Below are 20,523 nucleotides of genomic sequence, written 5' to 3' on the forward strand. Positions count from 1 at the left end.
GCCATAAAGATGTACGTCTTGCGAGTGGCCGCTAAAGTTGTGTATACACGCAACTAGCAGCCACATTTGTTTTGCACAGGTTTGGATTGAACTTGCACACGGTCCGGTCGGTCGTTGCATCAAAAATTATCGTGTTTGTGATGAGAAATCCAAACACCATGATTTTATGAAAACAACAATCCAAACAACCTCCATCATTTTTCTGCTCCTCGTTATACTCGTGCATCCCGCATGGGCGCAAAAAGCAAAAACAAAAAAGAATGCAGAGATTAAAATCGCCATGGAACCCGGCAACTGGGAATACGACACGGCAAGTATCAAATTCATTACGCATCGAAATGTAAAGGCAGCTTATGTATCGAATGGCGACCGGCTGTTTTTAAAGAATCATAAATTTTCGAATGGCACGATTGAATATGATGTCGAGTTAGGCCGCGGATTCCCCGGCATTGTATTTCGATTGTCGGATGACCGAAAGAACGGTGATAACTTTTATCTCCGGTATTTTGGCGGTGCTTCATCTGCGGAAAATCGTACAACACTACAGTACGCAGCGATTATCGATGACATGAGTATATGGGATCTCACGGATGAATATCAATCCGGTGCTACACTAAATCTTTCGGGTTGGAATCATGTAAAGCTTGTTATATCCGGCAAGCAAATGAAAGCGTACGTTAACGACATGAACCGCCCTGCGCTGATTGTTCCTGAACTGGAAGGCGGACTTTCGAATGGCCATATTTTTTTCTTTGGTGGACAAGTAACCATCGCGAACCTCGTGCTTCGACCAGATGTAGTTGAGGATTTACCAGCGGCACCAGGCTATATTTCAACTTGTAACGACACGCGGTACTTGCGTCATTGGAAAGTGAGTGCAGCACGAACGCTTCCGCAAGGAAAGGACATCGTACTGGCGTTGCCCTATATGGGAGGAACACCGGCAAAACCAGAGTTGCCCGACAGCACCACGCGGTGGACAACTATACATGCAGAGAATCGCGGCATGGTGAACTTAACACGAAACTTTGGTCATGTAGAAAAAACGGAACGAAGACTCGCGTGGCTGAAGACAACGATCGTGTCGGATCGCATACAGGAGCGCACCTTGAATTTAGGATTCAGTGATGAGATCTGGCTATTCGTAAACGGACAACTGTTATACATTGACAAGAATCATTTCGGAACACCCGCTCAAAAATTTCCAGGAGGCCGGTGCACGATCGAGAACACAACTATAAAATTACCGCTGCAACAAGGCAATAATGAGATTCTGATCGGACTGACGAATTACTTTTATGGCTGGGGAATTATTGCAAGACTGGATGATGTGGACGGAGTTCACTTTCCCAGGGAGTAACATGCTCTGTATACCTCGATTACCCACGTTGCTGCCATTGGAATTTACGAACAGCTTTGCTTGTTTGTTGTTCTTTATTAATATTGCAGCCCCAATTTTTGGGTAGTTCGGGGTGTAGCGCAGCCCGGTTAGCGCACCACGTTAGGGACGTGGGGGTCGGATGTTCGAATCATCTCACCCCGACTGGATAAAACAAAAACCCTTTATGTCTTATGATGTAAAGGGTTTTATGTTTCTTAACAGTACCGGATTACAACATCTTATATCAACTTTTCAAGGCGGTACTTCAAATATTTTTTAATTTTCAATTATTAACTTTGAATAACAAAGTACTTTTAATAATATAGAATCACGATTTCGATTTGTGATATGAACATGCTTACCAGACTTGAAGAATATTACTACGAAGCAAAAGCCAATAAATGGATGCGCTACTTCACTGTTTTCTGTCGCATTGTTTTGGCGCTGGGATTTATTCCTTCCGGTATTATAAAAATTATGGGCGAGCGATTCACTGCGTTGCCGGCTCATCATCCGCTGGGACAATACTTTGATGCATTACACCTTACAGGATATTACTATACTTTTATTGGTTTTACACAGTTAACAATTGCTGTGCTCTTACTCATTCCGCGAACAGCACTGCTCGGTGCCCTCATGTACTTTCCTGTCATTCTCAACATTTGTATCCTAGCGTATGCTACGCGATTCGAAGGCACGCGCATCACAACGTTTATGCTACTGGCCAGTTTCTATTTACTCTGCTGGAATTATGATCGGATAAAATATATCTTACCTATCAAGCAATCCGAAAGACATAGCGATACATCTACACAAACGAGGAGTAACAAGTTTCCGTGGTTATTTTTTGGAAGCGTACTCGCAATCATGATCTCCGTAGTTGTAATAAACCAATATTTATATACCATCCGACCGGGAAACTCGATGCTGGAGTGTACGAATTCATGTCCCGGCAATAGTAAACCCGAGGTTTGCCAAAAGTTTTGTGATTGTATTTACAACCAGGGTAACTCACTTGATAAATGTCTCGATGATTACGAGAGGGCAAAGCAATAAGCATCAATCCGGAATAACTACGCGAAATGTAGTGCCTTCCGCCACTTTGCTCGATACAGAAATTTCTCCGTTGATGAGTTGAACCAACTCCTTTACGATAGCAAGCCCTAAACCGGTTGACCCTTCTCCTCCGGTCGGACGATTACTGAGTCGCTGGAATTTCGTGAAGATGCGCGGCAGCTCTTCGTTGCGTATACCAGGGCCCTGATCGATCACTTCAAAAATTACTTTACCATCAAACCGGTGCATCTGTAAATTTACCTTGCGCTGCGGATATGAAAACTTGATAGCATTAGACAACAGGTTTTCCAGTATACGCACCAGGGCATCTTCATCGGTAAATACCTCATCTGTAGAGTTCGCTACGTTGAGCAGTATATTTTTTCGGGAAGCAATAGGTGCGAATTCGTTTCTTAACCGCTCGAATACTTTATAAAGGGATACGCGTTGCAGGTTTATCTCTGTTAATCCATGTTCGATCCGGTTTACATCGAGCAGGTTATCAATGAGACGCTGCATATTGGTGCAGGCATCTTCCATATAGTCGAGATATTGTACATCCGTTGCCGAGCGTTTCGCATTATCAACCTTCATCACTTCAATGAGGCGCAACAATCCGGACACAGGTGATTTCAGATCATGCGATGCTATACCGAGGAAATGGTCCTTCTCACGATTCAACTCAATGAGTCGTTCGTGAATGGTTTTGAGTTCCTCTATATTTTGCGTAAGCTCTTCATTCAGGTGTAGCGTTTCTTCTTTTTTATTTTCCAGCTCTGCCGTTCGGTCTTTTACCTTTTGTTCCAGCACAACATTGGCATGCTCCAGGTCGTCCAGTAACTTTCGATTTTGTTTTTGTTTGTTGTATAGCGCAAGGAATGCAGATGCCGATGCAATCACGATAAGTATAACACTGATGAGGCGGATCAGATCTTCACGCTCATTTACTTTTTCATACTCGATGTTGTGTTGGTTGAGCAGGTAACGCTCGTGCTGCGAAAGATCATCCATCAACACACGCAACGTATCCATATAGGTCTTGCCGGTTTTTGCCGAAATCAGGTTCATGGAACTATCCTGCCCATGACGGGTAAACGTACCCAATGCATGATCGAGCACTTCCAGTTTTTTACGGATAATCGGCTCAATGTGATTGCGCATCAACAACGTCTGTCGCTTGTTATTACTTACCAGTACGGCAAGTGTATCCAGCGTGCGCGTCATGTCGGCTTTGGAATCGTAGTATGGTTCGAGAAAAGAAGAGTCACCGGTAATGATAAATCCATGCTGACCGTTCTCCATATCTTTCATCAATGAGATGAGATAGGTTGATGTCTGGATCACGCGGTAGGTGTGCGTAACCCGGCTGATGGATTCCTTTCGATGTATACTGTTTTCATGCTGCACGTACGAACTGCCCACGAACAGTACGGTGGAAACGATGAGGAGAATAAAGACAATGTTGAGTGAGAACTTCATACCGTATTAAAATGCTTCCGCTAAATTAATATACGTTCCCTGAGAATGTTTACCAAAACCGGCATCAACCCGAAGATTCAGGTTTTCTTTTTTATTAAGGGCAAACCGGAGCCCGACACCGAGCGAAGGTTTCAACTGCTGAAAATCAAACAATTCAGGTAAACGCGGGCTTACCTTGCCTACACCGGTAAAAATTACAGCTCCCCAACGTTTATATACCGGTGTGCGCAGTTCGGTCTGGAAAGCAATGAGGTTCTTATCCTGGTAGCGACCTTCATAATAACCGCGCATATACATGTTGGTGCCCATCGCAGAAAAATCGCGGACCGGTACTTCGCCTCGTGCTGCGATCATATTCAACTGAAAGGCCAGCACACGATTATGCCGGATGTCAAAATATTTGCGAATATCCAGGCTCTGGATATTAAAATTATAGTTACTGCCTAAGAAGTCGCGATAGGCATTGTAGAAATACTGTATATAAAAACCTTTACTGGAACCGAAGGCGTTATTACGCGAGTCCCAACACAACACAATGCCCGTCCCCGAAATGACACTGCCGTAACGCCCCGGTATATTTTCACGATCGAAAAGACTTTCGCCTTGTTTACTATCGTAATGGAATTGAAATACATTTTGAAACTCATAATTAATACCGGCAAAAAGATTCGGTCGAATCTTGCGGATCAACTGCGGATATATATCAAACTGACTGATGGAATAATCTTCTTCGGCAGACGATGGCGTTGCATTACCCAATCCCCAGAACTTATCCGGAAAATGGCTTGCACTTAACGTAAGGTGAAAGATGAAGTCTTCGTTGGGAAAGTAAATATTACTTTCAGAAGCCAGTACAATCTGTTTACGCACCGTAACGAACGATACCAGTTTTACATTCGAAGTGCGCGTAAGCGAATCCTGTTTCAGTTTGAAGTAATATATACCGGCAGCACCAGCACCCCATTTATACTCGGGCGATTTTACCAGCATCGGAAAAATAATGTAACGGTCGGTCTTGCTCCATGTAAGCGGGATACTTTTACTTATCTCCTGCGCGTAACTACCTGCCCATATCCAGCAGAGCGAGACTGCGACCGTTACTTTCATTCAGACTTTCTTTTTCTCGATCCAGTAATACAATGCTGTGAGCAGAAAAGGTGTAAAGATCAGTGTTGATGTAAGCCCGCCTATAATTACAGTAGCGAGTGGTCTTTGAATATCAGAACCTATTCCCGATGAGCGCGCGGCAGGAACAAGACCGATGATCGCTACCACGAGCATCATCATGATCGAACGAAGCTGTCCGGAGGCTGCTTTGCTCAGGGTAAATTCAAGATTACTGTTGTCTAATGTACGCTCGCGATTGATGGCTGAGATGAGTAAGACACCGGCCATGGCCGATAGACCAAACAGCGACACAAAGCCTACACCAGCCGATACGTTAAAGTTATACCCGCGCATCAGCAACGATAGTATACCACCCGCGAGCGCGAACAACACACATACCAGCGTCATGAGTGCATACTTCAGATTTTTGAAGAGCATGAACAATACTACCAGCACCATAATTACCGTAAGCGGTATAGCGATCATTAACTGTTTACCGGCACGTTCCAGGTTCTCAAACTGTCCGCCATAGTCAATGGTATAGCCTTGTGGTAATTTTATAGCCTTGGTAATTTTCTCCCTTGCTTCCGCCACAAAACCTCCCTGGTCGCGGCCTTGTACGTTTGTCTTTACAATCAGCAGACGTTTGCCATCGGCACGGTATAAATTGGTTTCACCGTCCAGTAATTTTACTACGGCAAGTTGTCCCATCGGTATAAGTTCACCGGATGCAGACGGAATTTGTATCGAGCGGATCATGTCGAGACTATTTCGGTTCTCCGGCACGTAGCGTAACACGATATCATATCGTCTGTCGCGATCATATATAGGGCCAACTACTTTACCACCGATAGCAGCTTCAATCATGTTTTGGATATCCGCTACATTAATACCGTAGCGTGCGGCTTCCCTGCGATTGATCTGTATATTCAATTGTGCCTGCGGACCTTCCTGTTCCATACCTACATCGGTAGCACCTTGCATGCCTTTAATGATCGTCTTCACCGTATCGGCTATACCACGCATACGGTTTATATCATAGCCCTGTATATTTACCGCGAGGTCAGCAGCAGAACCGGTTACCGATTCCATTACGTTATCAATAATAGGCTGTCCAAATGAGATGAATGTAGACGGCAATTCTTCTTTCAACTCCCTTCGTAACTCGGCAATTAACTCTTGCTTGGTTGTGTCCTGCGACCAGGTTTTATAGTCCTTCAGGATCATGATTACTTCCGTACGATTAGAAGGGAACGGATCGGTACCATCATCGTTTCGTCCTGACTGCGTTACAACGGTGGCAATCTGATTATGACGCGACACTACTCTTCTGATCACCGGTGATATCTTCTGTGTCTCAGTCACCGAAGTACCCGCAGGTAAAAATGCACGCATCCATATAGAGCCTTCATCGAGTGGCGGCAGAAACTCTGTACCTAATTTTACAATAAACCCACACAACACCAGCACAATAACAAAACCTATGGTAACAACCTGTTTGTGATATTTAAGAACCTTTACGAGACTGCTTTCATATTTTCGTTCGAGCCATCCGATCAGGTCAATCTTCTTGCGCCATGCAGGTACAACTTCAGCATGATCCTGTTGCAATGATTTATTATATACCAGCGAGATCAATACAGGTATAACAGTCAACGCGCAAACCATGGCGCCTATCACGGCAAACGCGAGTGTAATAGCCATCGGTGAAAACAACTTACCCTCTACACGCTGCATGGTGAGTATAGGCATATAGGCGAGGATGATGATGGTTACTGCGAAGAATATTTCGCGACCAACTTCCTGCGATGCATTGAGTGTAAGTTTAATGATACCCTCTTTGCGTTCTTCTTCTGTAGCTGTTTTGAATTTATGTACCAGGTGTGCCGCCATCACGCAGGCTCCATCCACGATGATACCGAAGTCGATAGCACCAAGTGATAACAAGTTCGCGGGTATGCCGTTGAGCTTCATCAGTATAAATGCGAACAGTAATGCAAACGGAATGGTAAATGCCACTACCAGTGCCGAGCGTATATTTCCGAGGAAGAGTACGAGTACGATAATTACGATGGACACACCTTCAAACAACGTGTGCGATACGGTCTCCAGCGTATTGTTTACCAGCGAAGTGCGGTCATATATAGGAACCATCTTTACACCTTCAGGAAATTCATTCACCTGCAGGTCAACCATCTTTTCTTTCAAAGCCTTGAGTACTTCCGATGGGTTCTCGCCTCTGCGCATGGAAACTATACCTTCTATGCCGGAGTTCACATTTTTACCATCGTGAAGTATAGCATATCCCAAAATACCGGATGGTGGTGGCGGCCCTACTTCTACCGAAGCTATATCTTTAACAAAGACAGGCACACCGTTAATGCTTGTAATTACAATGTTGCGTATATCTTCTTCATTGCGAATAGCACCTATACCACGAATCGCCAAACCTTGTCCTCCGCGCTCAATAATATTTCCGCCTGTATTCCGGTTGTTCTCCTGTATAGCATTCAGCACCTGCGGCAGCGTAAGATCATATTTGCGCAATTTCTCAGGGGCAGTAAATACGTGAAACTCTTTTACCGGTCCACCGAATGTTACTACGTCTGCTATACCAGGCACTTGCAGCAACGATGGTACAATAACCCAGTCTTGCAGGTCGCGAAGTTGTGTTGGCGTGATATCGGCAGGTGCTTCCAATACATAGCGGTATATTTCACCTACGGCCGTTGTTAACGGACCTATCTCCGGAGTTACACCATCGGGTAAATCCGCACTAGCCAGGCGTTCAATTACCTGCTGACGTGCAAAGTAATCGTCCGTACCATCCTGAAATGAAAGTTGTATCTGTGCCAGTCCGAATACGGTACGCGATCTGCGCGCAATTACTTTCGGCACATTGTTGAGTGAGCGTTCTATCGGTATGGTTACCTGTTGCTCTACTTCTTCAGCAGCACGCCCCGGATATTTGGCAATGATGATAACGTTGGTATCCGCTATATCCGGATACGCTTCTATTTTTAATAACTTGAAACATACCAATCCCACCACCATCAGCACCAGCGATGCAATGATAATGGCAACACGATTGGTAAGCGATATGATCAGTAACCTGCGGATCATGTTTATAGCATTTCGATTTTCTGAATAATTATTAATCCTCCCTTCAGGTATTCGCGCAGTTTCTTGATTACACTGCGAACTTTCTGTTCTTCGTCAATGAAGGAAATGAGTACTGGAGGTTCATCAAAAGAGAAGAGCTCATTCGGCCGTTTGATGCGATGATGTTTACCAAAGCCGGCATACGCACTGAACGATGTAGCCCCGGCAATGTCGTGTTCCAATAAGAACTTCATTACAAAGTCGTGCAGTGACTGATCTCCGTGTATGCGCTCGAGATCGATATATATTTCTGCTTTTACCATATATAGTCTGGTTAATATCCGAACGACAAACCTTTTAACTGCATAGCACCTTTTACCACTATTTTATCCTGTTCGTGCAAACCGTGCAACACAACAACTTTATCATCAAGTTGCTGGCCGATCAATACTTCTCTGCGCTCAAACTGGTTGGGTGCTGTCTCCACGAACATATAGTCTTTGCCCTGCACATTTACCAGCGCACTTACCGGAACTGAGAGTGTATTACTCTTTTGCAGATCAAAGATTACATTGGCAAACATGCCTACCTCAAACTGGCTGGATGTATTCGGCATTACCACGCGTACCTTTACCATGCGGGTAATGTTATCTACTTCTGCACCAATGCCATTTACGACTGCGCTATATTGCTTATCGCCAAAAGCCGTGAACGTAACCACGCATGGCGTACCGGGCTTTACCTGTGCGATCTGATTTTCGGGAACTTCACAAATCAACCACACTTCCTTGTTGCGCGGTTCTTTCAAACGTGCCGGGTCAAGACCTGCTAATTTCAGTTTCGCTTCCTGCTCGGTAATAGCGGCTTCTTCATTGGCAAGTTGTGTTTCTGCATCCAGCACTTCTTTACCCGTAGCAGCACCATGCTGTTCAAGATCCTTTACACGATTGAGATTTACCTCCAGGGTATGGATGTTGATGATGTGCTGCAAAAACTGTGAATAGGTAGCGTTCAGATCAGCGTTGTCGAACAACACGGTGTTGCGTCCACCACGTTCGGAAGATTGAACGATGGAAACTGCGATTGATGCAGGCGCTGCATACTGTGCAGATATATTTTCTTTTTTCACAACATCGGTTGTAAAGAACGAGAGCGTTTTATGATCACTGGTGAAAACGATCTTGCGGCCTTGTTCTTCAACCCTCGGAGGTTGTACGGCTTTAGGTGCTTCGGATGCTGTTTGTTTCTGACATGCCCAGGCGGTCAGACAAAACACGATAACAATATATTTGTTCATGATAAAAATTATTCAGCCATTTGATTAATAATACCTGTTGCAAAAAGAAGCTGGATATAGCTTCGTCTGAATTCTTCCATGGTGTGATAGTAACGTTGTTGTGTATCAAGCCATGAGCGTTGTGCTTCCAGCAAGTCGATTATAGAAGTACCGCCTTTTACATACGAGTATCGTACGCTGCTTAAAATGTTATCAGCTTCCGCTAAATTCCGCTGGTAGTCTTCCAGATTCTGGCGCTGCGTTACATAACTTCTATAGGCCGTAGTAATTTCTGTTTCGGCCTGGCGCTCGGAAGCCCACAGGTTTTGTTCTGATTGATATTTTAATACCTGCGCCTTTTCACGCTGCCCCTGATTACGATTAAAGAGAGGTATAGATACGGTACCATAAAAGCCAACGTAAGGCACTTTGTTCTGCGGGTTATACATACCGCCTACTTCGGGCTGCGGGTATGCCATTGATCGCTGTAATTTTATATTTGAATTACTAACATCGATAGCACTCTTGGCTAACAGCACATCACTGCGTTCGTGCGTTCCTAATTCCACCAGGCTGTCTCCGGCTGTAAGAATTGTATTGAATGTATTATCCGAGAAATCAACATTTACACTGTCGGCTGCTCCTATCATGTATCGCAGGTTCTGCAATTCATTTATATAGTGCTGGCGTGCAGCTACTATATCGCGTTGATATTGTTGCTGCAGTAATTGCGTACGCTGCAGATCGGTGTTGGTAATTACTTTGTTCTTTAACCGGTATGCATTGATCTGCACCAGGCTGTCGATATTGGCTTTACCTTTCTCCAGTATATCCAGTTCTATTTTGGCAGACCAGGCATCGAGCCACGTGCTGGCTACGGTATAATATATACCTCGGGCATTTTCACGATAGTCGAGCTTCGACTGCGTATGTATTTTATTCGCGAGGTCAATTTTATTACCGCGCTGTCCTGCAACCTGCAGCGGTTTAGTTACCTGCCACCACCACTGGTTGTTCGCAGTGTTTGTCCAGCGTGTACCTTCCGCAAAATATTTTTTATTGGTTAACTGCAGTATCTGCATGTTAAAGATCGGATCCGGACGAATCTGTGCTGTCTTGATATCCGCTTCGGCTGCATTGATGTTATAGGCTGCTACTTTGAGATCAGGATTATTTTCTCTGGCGAGTTGCAGCGATTCACGGAGTGTGAGAAGTTTCTGTGCATACAACTGCTCCAGTGATAACATGCAAAGCAGTATGATAAAAATGCGTTTCATAGTTGTGTTTTTAGAGGCTGCGGCTTTTGTCCTGTTCAGCAGAGGAAAAACATGCAGGGCTTATGTTGTTGGTTTACAATTCCGGTTGTTAGATGCAGTTTCTGAAACAGGTCACAAGCTGGTTAGAAAGTTTTGATAAAAGAAAAACGTAGAGAAAAATCGATCCGGTGAACAATGCTCACCGGAATCGATGTAGTATATACTCTTTAAAACGTTAGCGATGAAAATGTCCGCCACCGGCATGCGACCATCCCATACTATGAAATGACTCTGCATGAAAGTGATTGAACCCGGCACTGTTAAAATGTTGCACGGGCATCGTGTTATAGTGTGGTGCCGTATGCGTTACACCAGGATTTATAGTTTCGCGCGAGCGTGTTACCGGGGCAATGCTTCGGCCTGCCGTAATCCGGTTGCCGGGGTTAACAAACTCTGTACTGCGCATAGGCGGGTTATGCACTATGTTGGTAAAATGCCGGTTGGCAACATGATTAAAGCCGCGGTATACATTCACGTTTGTTACACGGGTGTTATGTATAGCATAGTAATTATGATAGTTGTGGTATAGCGCTGGGTAATGCGTATAGCCTATACCAAAGAACCAGTTTGCATACAGATGCGAAGGCAAACCACACACAATCAAATTACCGGAAGGCCCGTAGTAAAAACCGGTATGGAAATATAGCGGCTGCGGATACCAGATCGGTGACGCATACCAGTATGGATAACCGAACCAGTATGGATAGGGTGTATTATCATAGTAATTATTAACTACGTAGGTAGGGTTATCGGGCTGGTTATACTGGGCGGCAAATTCATCAGCCGCTTTCTTCATTTCTTCCTGCAACTTCGGATCGTTCTCCACCTGGTTCTTATAGGCCGCCAGATCTTTATCGTTCTGCTGTTGCAACTGACTGTGCAATGAATCAAGATGCTGTTTTACTCCGGTCGGGTCAGTCTGGTAGGCTTCACCCAGTCCTACGGTTACATCAATGTTGTCTGTAAGCAATGTCATAATATCCGGCATGGCAACGATCTTCTGAAAATCATCCTGAACATTAGCCGGATACTTCGCGATAACTTTCTGCATCGACTTTTGCGATGACTGATAGAGATCATTCATCTTTACTATATCTGCATAGTGCGTACGATAGGCTGTCATGATATCTTTTTGTTCAGCTTCCGGATATGATTTCGTCAACGCATCCGCCTGCGGAGAACCGGGGCCTAGCGCTGTCAGCTTACTGAGCAACTCGGGGTAACGTCCGGCCTGGTATAGCGCCTGCTGATCTTCACGCGGATATCCTGACACCAGGTCCTGAAACGACTGACTTGTGCGTCCCTGCAGACGTTCCAGTTTCACCAATGCCTGCGGATACTGCGATGCTTCCAATATAGCGGTGCGTACATCGGCCGGGTAGGGCGCTATAGCTGCAGCAATCTCATGGTCTTCGTGTGCCAGGCTGTCTACATACGCCTGACCTCTGGCAATACAACTGAGTGTCAATGCCATCAGTGACAGAATAAAAAATTTCAACGCTTTCATAGATGTATATATTTAGAGCCACCGGCTATTGATGCCTATGGGAAGTATACTTCGCCGGCATCTTTAGCCTTGTACACTTGAGATGCCCGATCGGCAAAATGTCACGCGAAAAAAAACTTGTAAACGTTCGTGACTTTCTCTCTACGCCATAATCAAAAGGTCAAACAAAGCGATACAGCATGAGAAAGATAATCCCAACGGTAGTGCTGTCGATGGCAGTCATAGCGGGTGCTTCGGCACAGAGTGCTGCCGTCAGGATCAAAGCAGCAGAAGCTGAAATTCCGGTAAATGTAATTGAATCTTTCAAACGGGATTTCAAAGGAAGTGAAGGCGAAGAGTGGGCTATATTACCCGCTAAACTGGTTGGCGAAGAATATATCGTTACCGGGTATAACGATCTGAATGGAGAAAAGCCGAGTTACTATAGTGTAAAGATCAAGGGCTCGAACGTTCACCGCGAAGCACTTTACGATACCAACGGCAAGCTGCTGCGCATGAAGGAAGTAATCAAAGATACAGCGCTTCCGCCGGAAGTACGGAAGGCTATAATACGAGACAATCCCGGGTATGCTATCGTTAAAGATAACGAGATCATCAAAGAGGGTAAATCCAACGTAACGTTCTACCGCGTGATCATCCGAAAGGGAAATCAAAAGAAACTGATTACCACAGATCCACACGGAACACATCTGAAAGAGAAAAAGATAGTCTAGTTTTTTCATAGGGGGTTTAGGTTAAGAAAAGTCGCGCAGGCGGTGCGACTTTTCTTTCAATTACACCGCCATCGTTATATATACATTTCTAAAAAAACATCCATACGAAAATATATACTACTCCATTTTAGTCTTTCAAAAAAGTCAAGATGAGAGACAACCCTGTATCACACTTTAAAATTTAAAATTCGTATGAAAACAACATTTGCATGTATGCTCGGCGTCTGCCTGACCGTAGGCGCATGGGCACAATCCACTGAGACCGTTACCATTACACCTGTAAAAAAAGGTGAAGAACCTCAAGCCGTAATGAATGCTATTCGTAATGACTTTCCGCAGGCTATCGTTACCGAGCTGGGCTTTCTGCCCACTGTACTTTATGGTGAACAATGGAACGTGCGTACCGATGGCGCAGTAGCCAAGAATGCCGACACGCAATACTACCTGGTTAATATCCGCGAAGGCCAGGACAGCTACAAAGCATTATACGACAAAGCCGGCAACCTGCACTACTCCAAACGAATTATTAAACATGCCGAGCTACCACAAGCGGTAATAGATGCCGTTGCCGTGGCTCATCCTGATTACAAAATTGTAAACGACCGGGAAAAGATAACTTCTGATGCCGATGGAAAACTAAATATTGTGTACCACGTTACTATACAGAAAAAAGAACACGGAATATTGCGCGGTATGTTTATAGATCCTACCGGCAAAGTTATCCGCGAAGTTCATCCTCGTAAAATGTAACGCAGCTGATATTCACTGCAAGCTGCACAAGAGTCCTGCGTATGCGGGACTCTTTTTTTCCCCACACTTGATGGCGGCTGGTTGCTGGCTTCAGGCTGCGGCAGGAGTATACTTATACAACGTTAATATATTTCCGAAAATATAGCATGCTATAAAAACGCATCCGACACTATATCTATATAGTGTATCTCATTATTAAACAAATCACCCTAAACACATGAGAGTTAATTATCTTTTGTTATAAGCTTTATGCTCTGCATTTCAATGATATATTCGTGCAGCAAAAATACAGGAATGTGACGGGGATGAGAATAAAGGTATACCTATTTACGCTGGCATTGGCCACATCGTTATTATCTGGTAAGATAGGTTATGCACAACGCAGCGACCATCAGCCATCAGCTACTATACCCTGCGATTCAATTCTATCGTCCAACTTGCTAAACAGTGAAAGGATTGCCAGTAAGTTTGGCGGCTATGGAATTGATGTACTTTATAGCAGTGCCCGGTTGAGGGTATCCAGTCTGTATGATGGTAAACATATAACTCGCACACTGGCCATTGTGGATTACCCGACCGTTATTGATAGTGCCTTTTCAAAAGAGCATCAAGTGATTCTGCGGGGAGGATCTATAGGAAGTACTTTCAAAGCACAAGGATGGAAGATTGAAAAAAAGAATATCTTCCTCGGAGAACTATCTACTGATACCGATTGGAGTAGACTATATACGCTGATGGGAATTCCGCCTTCCAGGCTATCGATATGGATATATGTGTTCTATATCCGGAAAGATGACAAGGTATTCCCTTATGCCACCATTTCAGAAGTTTATCATCCTGACTATCTATCATTGGCAGATCTGAAGTGCATCAACAAAGATTACAATACATATCTAAAACGAACTAGAGTCATTAGTCACGAGCTAAAAAAAATCACAAAATTACTGAGGCTCGATTTTGAAGACTTGGCGCCAGGTAAATAAAATTTCATCTGCGTGTTCAAAAAATGTTGTGTTCCAAGGCTTACCCCAAAAAAAAAGGCTGACTGCTATCCACTTTTAGTTTAATGATGAAAACCTGTTTATTAAATTGTTCTCTTAACTCATCGATAAAGGGCAGACTCCTATGCGATAGCACAAACTCAATCCTCTCAAACTTAAGTTTTGAAATTACCTCTAAATCAAGATTAATATATTCCGAAGTCATTTCCATACATGCTCGTTAATATTCCAACATAAGGACATTTACACTATAAATGTCCACAACGAATATCTCCGGGAAATAGCTTCTTAATATATCCCTATACGTAGTATCATTCCGGTACTTTTAATGCCGAGAGAATAATTCACTTAAATACACTCGATCCTTTTCTTTAATATTCCTTATCTCGATCCAAATTGTCTCCGGCTCGTATTCATCAATAGTTCCGCGGATTATCATTTGACTGGCAAACATTTTCTTTTCACCTTCAAAAATCACGTAATCCTTTTTACTGACTTGATCGTGCTCTACATCGACAAAAATCTTGTCAATTATTTTTTGATCCAAAATAACATTGAAATACCGCTCAACTTCATGAATGATATAGCTAAGTTCCGTGCTGATATTTATTAATATCGTAAATTATACCATAGGTATATATTACATTAGAGGTGGGTGTTTTTGTTTGACGAAGAAGGCTAACAAAGGTATCTTGATGTTAACGTTGTACTATTTTTTCAACTGACTTCTAAAACCCTCAATTCGCTTCTTATACTCCGCTTCGCTTTCCTGCTTAGATCTGGAGTCCCAATCGGCTCGCTTTTGATCCATGGAGATAGCAAGCGTAGCAACGTCAATCGCTTCCTTGTATTTCTTTTGTAGTTCCAGGATGTCGACTTTTTGCCTGTAGTACCACGATTCATTTTTTATAGCAATGGCCTTGTCAATAAGTACCAGGGCACGGTCCAGGTCTTTGTTAAGAAAGTAATAATACTCCGCTGCCGTTGCATACGCATCCGGGTCTCCTGACTTATCTGTCAACAATTGTTGTTGGACAAAATCACTGACTGCTTTATCTGATTCTGTTTTTACCGGGAATGATATTTGAGTATTCTCCCACGAAATATATACCACCGCATCGTTTGGCACTACATCAATGTCTATTGTCAACGACTCGTAGTATCGACCTGTAGGGCGCGACTTTACGTTGAATCGTATTATATCTTTTGTGGCGTCATACGAGTTCACTCCGTAGAGAGTCGTGTCTCTATTGAATATAACAGTCCACTCATTCGCGCCCGGGATACTAAAGATCGAGTAACTCCCTTTGCCTATTTTTTTATTGTTAATAACAACAGCCTTGCTGAATCGAATCTTTGTACAACTCCCCGCGCCTGTTCTCCACAATTTATCGTACTGCACTAATTCACCAAATACCTTGCGTCCCCGCGCTGCTGGTCGCTCGTAGTCTATTGAAATGTTCGTAAATCCAACAGTTTGTTCAATATTTCCCTTCGGACTTAGGCTCGGAAAAATTCCCTGCGATAAGCAAACAGTTGTCACGATTTGTAAACAAAATGTAAAAAGTATCTTCATTTCCTGTCGTTTTTATAACACAACTATATAACGGATTTTCAGGAGTATAGATACAATTTCATCTCTCAAGCAACGAAGTTATAATTTTCTAAAAATATACCTACAATATTTAACGCTGCGCGAGCAGGCTGTACGTTGATGAAGAACGTAACGAAGGCACAAGGATAACAAAAAACGGTTCGGGGTTGTACCCGAACCACTACAAGTTTTTACATTTTGTCGGGAGCGCTTTCTTCTTCTTTTAATTGGAAGAATGCAGTCCAATTCTATTTCCTTCCGAATCGTGAAATATTGCAAAGTACCCAACTTCATCTGCGTGAGGTGTTTTCGGAACAATCACCTTCCCTCCATTTTTCTCTACTTTATCAAGAATAATTTGAAGGTTATCTCCACCATTTAAATATATAGTTACTCCGCCAGCAGAAGGCCTGTAATCTTCTCCTTTCATTATTACACCCGCCACCAGTTGCTCTTCATAGGGGAACAATCCCATTTGCAGTCCCGGAAAATCCATTCGCTCAATTTTTACTCCCAAAATTTCCTGGTAGAAAGTGGATGCCCTCACTATATCTGTTGCCGGGATTTCAAAAATGGAAATATAGCTATTCATATCTTTTGTGTTTTTAGTTACGATCGAATCAGTGTTTTGTGTTTCAGAAACTGACTTACTCCTATTATCACACGCCAAAATGCCAAAGACAAAAATCAATATGACGCCTGCAATTGTACTTTTCATCTATATAATTTAGTTGACAGTACAAAGCTAAATTTCGAGGGTAGCTAAAAATTGTAAAAATGCGACACGCGGTCTATTTGTAAAAAAGAGTGGAAAGCGTTAACGTCTCGTTACCTAAAAATTCTTTTGGACTGATACCGGTAAACTCTTTGAAGTCTTTCGTAAAATGAGCCTGATCAAAGTATTCGCTTTCATACGCTATAGCTGTCAGGTTTTCAGGATTTCCGTTGAGCATCATTTTTAAGGCGGCTTGTAATCTGATCACCTTCGCTAACTGTTTTGGACTGACACCAATTTGTTTGATGAAATTTCTTTCGAGCTGTCTTCTTTTAGACAAATCTTCTTTGAGGATTGTTTTTATCGAAGCACTTCCGTTCGTTGATAAAAGGGCGTCTATGGTCATCTTGACGATGTTGTCTATGGTTGCCTCGTTATTTAGTCTGCCTAAAAGAAAAGTCTCAACAATGGTTATCCGGTGTGGTGTATTTGCTGCCTGAATAATTGCACGCTCCAACTCTTCAGCTATATTTCTACCAAACAGTAATTCTATTGGTGTCTCTTTATTGGCAAGGCTATTAATAGGCACCGAAACAAAGTTGGCAAAGCCATACGGATAAAAGCGAACGGCAAATGTGTTTACGTATCCAGTTGGTTCAATATAGAAAGGCTCAAGGGTTTGCCCGAGAATCATTGCCCGGGGCTGATGGATAAATCCGGTTTCGGAAGTATATCGCTTTATATCATCGCCCAGTATAAAAGCCATTTCAATACAACCATCCGGTACAATCCGTTGCTTTTGTACATCATTACCTGTGGAAACTTCTAAAGTCCAATAGCAACTAACAACTGATTTTAAATCTGTATGTGGTTGAAATGTTTGATAGTTCACAGCTCACACTTTTTCTAATATATAATAATGCGATTTTCCTTCACTGCTGCCTCAGATGCTTCCAAGAAAGCGCGCTTAATTACAGGACGTTTCGTTGGAAAGAAACATATCAAAGACATGAGATTTTATATCTGTTATTCGGACTTTTTTTTCAAAAAGAAAAAAAATGTAATGATTAAACTTTTTAAGAACTTGGAAGTCTAACAAACTTATGATGAAGTATCTAAAATTCCTTGTAATAGCTGCATTTGTATTTTCCGGTTGTTCGAATGATGATGAACCCGGCACGGATGCCCCCATGTACTTTCCTTCAAACACCGGTACTGATTGGGAAACAAAATCCATTTCCAGTTTGGGCTGGAATCAAAGTGCGGTACAGCCATTAAAAGATTATCTTCTTGAAAAGAACTCCAAATCATTTATGATTCTCGTAAATGGAAGAATAGTTATGGAGGAGTATTTTGATGGACATGCATCAACTACTTCGTGGCCATGGAACAGTGCAGGTAAAACACTGGTAACCACTACAACCGGAATAGCCCAGCAGGAGGCACTACTCGATATTACCAATAAAGTATCGCAGTACCTGGGCACAGGCTGGACGAGTGAACCAATAGAAAAGGAGAACTTAATTACATCAAAACATTTACTGACCATGACTTCGGGAATTAATGATGAAAGTGATCTGGTAGTAAAAGCGAATTTAACATACCTGGAAGATGCCGGTGCGCGGTGGTCTTACCATAATGTTTTTCAAAAATTAATGGATGTTGTTGCTCAGGCCAGTGGCCAGGATTTCGAAGCGTATTTCAATACTAAACTAAAAAACAAAATAGGAATGGATGGCAGCTGGAACTATGGCGTTATTTATAAAATATACCATAGCACTACCCGTAGTATGGCCAGGTTTGGACTACTGGCACTAAACAAAGGGAAGTGGCGTGATGAACAAATTGTGAACGAAAGTTTTTTTAACGAAAGCATCCGTACATCACAAAGCATAAATCCTGCTTATGGCTATTTGTGGTGGCTAAATGGTAAAGCAAGTTATATGGTACCGGGTGGCCAAACTGTTTACGAGGGACTTTTGGTGCCCAGTGCCCCGGCTGATATGTATGCAGCAATGGGGGCGGAAGATCAACGCATCTATGTCATTCCCAGCAAAAATATGGTAGTGATAAGAATGGGCGATGCTTCAGATCCTGCAAACCCCAATTTTGCACTTTCCGGATTTGACGATGCTCTCTGGCAAAAAATAAATGCTGTAATAAATTAACAAGGTTTTCAATTGACGGTCCATTGTTCACCGTTATTTTTTTGCCGCTTGCGTACAATGCTTAGCTATAAGAAGTATGCGTATTTATACCTACAGCATTGTCCCATGCTGCTTACGAAATTTAATAGCACATAAAGTTAAGAACCTTCGAGATATAGCATATGTCTTATAGCCATTGTTAGCGGTAGACCTTCTCATTACTATCCTGAACCAACATTCAAAGGGGCGAAACAAAAATAGCGGAGTCTCTGTCCGCTGATTTTTCAATTATAGAGTCTATCCTATCTAGAATTTCCGTTCTTAAGCGATGGGCCATTCGCTGTTTCTCGCGTTCGTCTACATAAACTTCATCTCTTTCATTTTCCAATACAGTTTGTTCGGTCCTATAGTTGTATGCAAAACGAACGCTAATAAATCCCGTTCCCTCCCACTGAACATAATATACCTCTTGGCTCTTCGTTAAAGTAAAATTTAGTCAAGTTGAGAAATTCATATCCAGATGCGATAAATTAAATTGCAAATTCAGGTATATATTTAAAACCATTTACCTCTTTGCTCGCTAGAGTTATTTACTTATTCGCATTACTTCTCTGTTCGCGATTTTAATAACATTAAGTTCCTTATCTGCAACGAGTTTAGGTATTACAAATAGTTTCGGATCAATTTTTTCTTCGGAATGTCTGGTTAATGTATACGTCACTGTTGACATGCCCTTTGTTGATTTCACTATTTTAACTGGCAATGCATTTGAAATTTTTAGAAAGTCGGCCCAACCGTCATAAATATGGTTTGCATATAGTTTGCTGTCGACTTTTAGAAAAGAACTGTTATAGTAATAGTCGTATGTTCCGGTTTTCCATTTAACTCTTACGGCTTCACATTTCATTCCGTTTATTTCGGCGATAGTATCGAGTTTTACCACGGTTGGTTTATTACCGGTCATTTGAAATTCCAGGTCTATGGAAACATCGGTTACTGTGCACAGGTCAGAAGCTTCTCCGCTTTCAAATGAATATAGCTTATTGTCTTTTTGTTTATATACTGACCACGATCTAGGATTAAAATTCGTATAAGTAATGTAATCACCTTGCTTGTAACTTGTCTTAACGCTATCTGTCCAGGAACCGTCTTTTTTCATTTTCTCTTTCATCATTTCTTCCGTCAGTCCCATTTGAGCCATTTTCTTAGAAATCTGAAATTTAAAGTCAGTCTTATAGACTACTGTTCCTTCAAATGATTGTCCGAATAAAAGTCCTGTTGTAAGAACGAAGAGGGTAGTGATTAAATGTTTCATTGTTGGGGTTTCTAATGGGTGCTATGATTTCAATATATAATATCTTTGGAATACTGACATCGTA

The 20,523-nt window shown here is 42.6% G+C and carries 17 protein-coding genes and 1 tRNA gene; 7 read left to right on the forward strand and 11 right to left on the reverse strand.

What is annotated here, in order from left to right; translation table 11 throughout:
* Positions 1 to 166: 166 nt before the first annotated feature.
* From ACFQ21_RS13395 to ACFQ21_RS13405, 3 genes are all read left to right on the forward strand, one after another.
* Positions 167 to 1,360 carry a hypothetical protein gene (locus tag ACFQ21_RS13395; RefSeq protein ID WP_377579715.1) on the forward strand — a complete coding sequence of 398 codons (1,194 nt, stop codon included), beginning with the start codon at positions 167 to 169 and terminating at the stop codon, positions 1,358 to 1,360.
* A 108-nt stretch (positions 1,361 to 1,468) separates the two neighbouring features.
* Positions 1,469 to 1,543, forward strand: a tRNA-Pro gene (locus tag ACFQ21_RS13400).
* 192 nt (positions 1,544 to 1,735) lie between these two features.
* Positions 1,736 to 2,437, forward strand: coding sequence for a DoxX family protein (locus tag ACFQ21_RS13405; RefSeq protein WP_377579716.1), 702 nt, complete (start codon positions 1,736 to 1,738; stop codon positions 2,435 to 2,437).
* A gap of 3 nt (positions 2,438 to 2,440) precedes the next feature.
* On the opposite strand, the gene ACFQ21_RS13410 is transcribed toward ACFQ21_RS13405, so the two are convergent.
* The 7 genes from ACFQ21_RS13410 to ACFQ21_RS13440 all read right to left on the reverse strand — a co-directional run bounded on the left by ACFQ21_RS13410 (position 2,441) and on the right by ACFQ21_RS13440 (position 12,224).
* The gene (locus ACFQ21_RS13410) at positions 2,441 to 3,916 is read right to left on the reverse strand and encodes a sensor histidine kinase (protein ID WP_377579717.1); all 1,476 of its coding nucleotides are present in this window, start codon (positions 3,914 to 3,916) and stop codon (positions 2,441 to 2,443) included.
* A 6-nt stretch (positions 3,917 to 3,922) separates the two neighbouring features.
* The gene (locus ACFQ21_RS13415; RefSeq protein WP_377579718.1) at positions 3,923 to 5,023 is read right to left on the reverse strand and encodes a BamA/TamA family outer membrane protein; all 1,101 of its coding nucleotides are present in this window, start codon (positions 5,021 to 5,023) and stop codon (positions 3,923 to 3,925) included.
* Positions 5,024 to 8,146 carry an efflux RND transporter permease subunit gene (locus ACFQ21_RS13420; protein WP_377579719.1) on the reverse strand — a complete coding sequence of 1,041 codons (3,123 nt, stop codon included), beginning with the start codon at positions 8,144 to 8,146 and terminating at the stop codon, positions 5,024 to 5,026.
* A gap of 2 nt (positions 8,147 to 8,148) precedes the next feature.
* Positions 8,149 to 8,448, reverse strand: a complete 300-nt coding sequence (locus ACFQ21_RS13425) for a DUF190 domain-containing protein (RefSeq protein WP_377579720.1) — start codon at positions 8,446 to 8,448, stop codon at positions 8,149 to 8,151.
* A gap of 11 nt (positions 8,449 to 8,459) precedes the next feature.
* Positions 8,460 to 9,422, reverse strand: coding sequence for an efflux RND transporter periplasmic adaptor subunit (locus ACFQ21_RS13430; RefSeq protein WP_377579721.1), 963 nt, complete (start codon positions 9,420 to 9,422; stop codon positions 8,460 to 8,462).
* A gap of 8 nt (positions 9,423 to 9,430) precedes the next feature.
* Positions 9,431 to 10,678 (reverse strand): TolC family protein, encoded by a 1,248-nt coding sequence (locus tag ACFQ21_RS13435; protein ID WP_377579722.1) that lies wholly within the window; start codon positions 10,676 to 10,678, stop codon positions 9,431 to 9,433.
* Between the two features lie 214 nt (positions 10,679 to 10,892).
* Positions 10,893 to 12,224 (reverse strand): hypothetical protein, encoded by a 1,332-nt coding sequence (locus ACFQ21_RS13440; RefSeq protein WP_377579723.1) that lies wholly within the window; start codon positions 12,222 to 12,224, stop codon positions 10,893 to 10,895.
* A 179-nt stretch (positions 12,225 to 12,403) separates the two neighbouring features.
* Between ACFQ21_RS13440 and ACFQ21_RS13445 the strand changes: the two genes are divergently transcribed.
* The 3 genes from ACFQ21_RS13445 to ACFQ21_RS13455 all read left to right on the forward strand — a co-directional run bounded on the left by ACFQ21_RS13445 (position 12,404) and on the right by ACFQ21_RS13455 (position 14,670).
* The gene (locus ACFQ21_RS13445; protein ID WP_377579724.1) at positions 12,404 to 12,937 is read left to right on the forward strand and encodes a hypothetical protein; all 534 of its coding nucleotides are present in this window, start codon (positions 12,404 to 12,406) and stop codon (positions 12,935 to 12,937) included.
* A gap of 192 nt (positions 12,938 to 13,129) precedes the next feature.
* A complete protein-coding gene (locus ACFQ21_RS13450) occupies positions 13,130 to 13,687 on the forward strand; it encodes a hypothetical protein (RefSeq protein ID WP_377579725.1) in 558 nt (185 codons plus the stop codon).
* 305 nt (positions 13,688 to 13,992) lie between these two features.
* Complete coding sequence (locus tag ACFQ21_RS13455; RefSeq protein ID WP_377579726.1) at positions 13,993 to 14,670, forward strand: hypothetical protein; 678 nt, start codon at positions 13,993 to 13,995, stop codon at positions 14,668 to 14,670.
* A 727-nt stretch (positions 14,671 to 15,397) separates the two neighbouring features.
* Here the strand turns inward: ACFQ21_RS13455 and ACFQ21_RS13460 are convergent.
* The 3 genes from ACFQ21_RS13460 to ACFQ21_RS13470 all read right to left on the reverse strand — a co-directional run bounded on the left by ACFQ21_RS13460 (position 15,398) and on the right by ACFQ21_RS13470 (position 17,889).
* Positions 15,398 to 16,264, reverse strand: coding sequence for a DUF2911 domain-containing protein (locus tag ACFQ21_RS13460; RefSeq protein ID WP_377579727.1), 867 nt, complete (start codon positions 16,262 to 16,264; stop codon positions 15,398 to 15,400).
* Positions 16,265 to 16,505: 241 nt separating this feature from the next.
* A complete protein-coding gene (locus ACFQ21_RS13465) occupies positions 16,506 to 17,000 on the reverse strand; it encodes a VOC family protein (RefSeq protein ID WP_377579728.1) in 495 nt (164 codons plus the stop codon).
* A 73-nt stretch (positions 17,001 to 17,073) separates the two neighbouring features.
* Entirely contained in the window at positions 17,074 to 17,889 is an 816-nt protein-coding gene (locus tag ACFQ21_RS13470; protein WP_377579729.1) for an AraC family transcriptional regulator, read from the reverse strand.
* A 211-nt stretch (positions 17,890 to 18,100) separates the two neighbouring features.
* Here ACFQ21_RS13470 and ACFQ21_RS13475 point away from each other — a divergent pair, with 211 nt between their 5' ends.
* Positions 18,101 to 19,165 (forward strand): serine hydrolase domain-containing protein, encoded by a 1,065-nt coding sequence (locus ACFQ21_RS13475; protein ID WP_377579730.1) that lies wholly within the window; start codon positions 18,101 to 18,103, stop codon positions 19,163 to 19,165.
* 565 nt (positions 19,166 to 19,730) lie between these two features.
* Here ACFQ21_RS13475 and ACFQ21_RS13480 read toward each other — a convergent pair.
* Positions 19,731 to 20,459, reverse strand: coding sequence for a hypothetical protein (locus ACFQ21_RS13480; protein WP_377579732.1), 729 nt, complete (start codon positions 20,457 to 20,459; stop codon positions 19,731 to 19,733).
* Between the last annotated feature and the right edge of the window lie 64 nt (positions 20,460 to 20,523).

Source organism: Ohtaekwangia kribbensis, from assembly GCF_042676245.1.
Classification (GTDB): Bacteria; Bacteroidota; Bacteroidia; order Cytophagales; family Cyclobacteriaceae; genus Ohtaekwangia; species Ohtaekwangia kribbensis.

What these genes read in the sequence shown, in the direction of transcription:
- ACFQ21_RS13395 (WP_377579715.1), top strand. Translation starts at nt 167, where the DNA reads ATGAAAACAACAATCCAAACAACCTCCATCATTTTTCTGCTCCTCGTT.
- ACFQ21_RS13405 (WP_377579716.1), top strand. Translation starts at nt 1,736, where the DNA reads ATGCTTACCAGACTTGAAGAATATTACTACGAAGCAAAAGCCAATAAA.
- ACFQ21_RS13410 (WP_377579717.1), bottom strand. Translation starts at nt 3,916, where the DNA reads ATGAAGTTCTCACTCAACATTGTCTTTATTCTCCTCATCGTTTCCACC.
- ACFQ21_RS13415 (WP_377579718.1), bottom strand. Translation starts at nt 5,023, where the DNA reads ATGAAAGTAACGGTCGCAGTCTCGCTCTGCTGGATATGGGCAGGTAGT.
- ACFQ21_RS13420 (WP_377579719.1), bottom strand. Translation starts at nt 8,146, where the DNA reads ATGATCCGCAGGTTACTGATCATATCGCTTACCAATCGTGTTGCCATT.
- ACFQ21_RS13425 (WP_377579720.1), bottom strand. Translation starts at nt 8,448, where the DNA reads ATGGTAAAAGCAGAAATATATATCGATCTCGAGCGCATACACGGAGAT.
- ACFQ21_RS13430 (WP_377579721.1), bottom strand. Translation starts at nt 9,422, where the DNA reads ATGAACAAATATATTGTTATCGTGTTTTGTCTGACCGCCTGGGCATGT.
- ACFQ21_RS13435 (WP_377579722.1), bottom strand. Translation starts at nt 10,678, where the DNA reads ATGAAACGCATTTTTATCATACTGCTTTGCATGTTATCACTGGAGCAG.
- ACFQ21_RS13440 (WP_377579723.1), bottom strand. Translation starts at nt 12,224, where the DNA reads ATGAAAGCGTTGAAATTTTTTATTCTGTCACTGATGGCATTGACACTC.
- ACFQ21_RS13445 (WP_377579724.1), top strand. Translation starts at nt 12,404, where the DNA reads ATGAGAAAGATAATCCCAACGGTAGTGCTGTCGATGGCAGTCATAGCG.
- ACFQ21_RS13450 (WP_377579725.1), top strand. Translation starts at nt 13,130, where the DNA reads ATGAAAACAACATTTGCATGTATGCTCGGCGTCTGCCTGACCGTAGGC.
- ACFQ21_RS13455 (WP_377579726.1), top strand. Translation starts at nt 13,993, where the DNA reads ATGAGAATAAAGGTATACCTATTTACGCTGGCATTGGCCACATCGTTA.
- ACFQ21_RS13460 (WP_377579727.1), bottom strand. Translation starts at nt 16,264, where the DNA reads ATGAAGATACTTTTTACATTTTGTTTACAAATCGTGACAACTGTTTGC.
- ACFQ21_RS13465 (WP_377579728.1), bottom strand. Translation starts at nt 17,000, where the DNA reads ATGAAAAGTACAATTGCAGGCGTCATATTGATTTTTGTCTTTGGCATT.
- ACFQ21_RS13475 (WP_377579730.1), top strand. Translation starts at nt 18,101, where the DNA reads ATGATGAAGTATCTAAAATTCCTTGTAATAGCTGCATTTGTATTTTCC.
- ACFQ21_RS13480 (WP_377579732.1), bottom strand. Translation starts at nt 20,459, where the DNA reads ATGAAACATTTAATCACTACCCTCTTCGTTCTTACAACAGGACTTTTA.